Annotated in this window: 1 protein-coding gene; it reads left to right on the top strand. The window is 46.8% G+C overall.

Translation table 11 applies throughout. The annotated features are described in order from the left end of the window. On the top strand, window positions 1-1184 hold a 1184-nt coding region (gene tuf / locus PR799_RS17635; protein ID WP_036950356.1), incomplete at its 5' end, for an elongation factor Tu. Window positions 1185-1214 lie beyond the last annotated feature (30 nt).

Here is a 1214-nt window from a genome sequence, read left to right as displayed (position 1 = left end):
TGTCTAAAGAAAAATTTGAACGTTCAAAACCGCACGTTAACGTTGGTACAATCGGCCACGTTGACCATGGTAAAACTACCCTGACAGCAGCAATCACTACTGTTCTGGCTAAAACTTACGGCGGTAACGCTCGTGCATTCGACCAAATCGATAACGCACCAGAAGAAAAAGCGCGTGGTATCACCATTTCTACATCTCACGTAGAATATGACACTCCAACTCGCCACTACGCACACGTAGACTGCCCAGGTCACGCCGACTATGTTAAAAACATGATCACTGGTGCTGCGCAGATGGACGGTGCAATTCTGGTTGTTGCTGCGACTGATGGCCCAATGCCACAAACTCGTGAGCACATCCTGTTAGGTCGCCAAGTAGGTGTTCCTTACATCATCGTTTTCCTGAACAAATGTGACATGGTTGACGACGAAGAACTGTTAGAATTAGTTGAAATGGAAGTTCGTGAACTTCTGTCTCAATACGATTTCCCAGGCGACGACACTCCAGTTGTTCGCGGTTCAGCACTGAAAGCGCTGGAAGGCAACCCAGAGTGGGAAGCGAAAATTGTTGAATTAGCAGGCTACCTGGATTCTTACATCCCAGAACCAGAGCGTGCAATTGACAAGCCATTCCTGCTGCCAATCGAAGACGTATTCTCAATCTCTGGTCGTGGTACAGTAGTAACAGGTCGTGTTGAGCGTGGTATCATCAAAGTTGGTGAAGAAGTTGAAATCGTTGGTATCCAAGCAACGGCTAAAACAACTTGTACTGGCGTTGAAATGTTCCGTAAACTGCTGGACGAAGGTCGTGCGGGTGAGAACGTTGGTGTTCTGCTGCGTGGTACTAAGCGTGAAGAAATTCAACGTGGTCAAGTACTGGCTAAACCAGGTTCAATCAAGCCACACACCCAATTCGAATCAGAAGTTTATATTCTGAGCAAAGATGAAGGTGGTCGTCATACTCCATTCTTCAAAGGCTACCGTCCACAGTTCTACTTCCGTACAACTGACGTAACCGGTACTATCGAACTGCCAGAAGGCGTAGAGATGGTAATGCCAGGCGATAACATCAACATGATCGTGACTCTGATTCACCCAATCGCGATGGATGATGGTTTACGTTTCGCAATCCGTGAAGGTGGTCGTACTGTAGGTGCGGGTGTTGTTGCAAAAATCATTGCATAATACCGCTCTTTCTGAATAAGAAAGAACCAC

The organism is Providencia sp. PROV202, from assembly GCF_028479565.1.
GTDB classification, from domain to species: domain Bacteria; phylum Pseudomonadota; class Gammaproteobacteria; order Enterobacterales; family Enterobacteriaceae; genus Providencia; species Providencia zhijiangensis.
The sequence above is the reverse complement of the archived record's forward strand: the minus strand, read 5'-3'. Positions and strand labels throughout refer to the sequence as shown.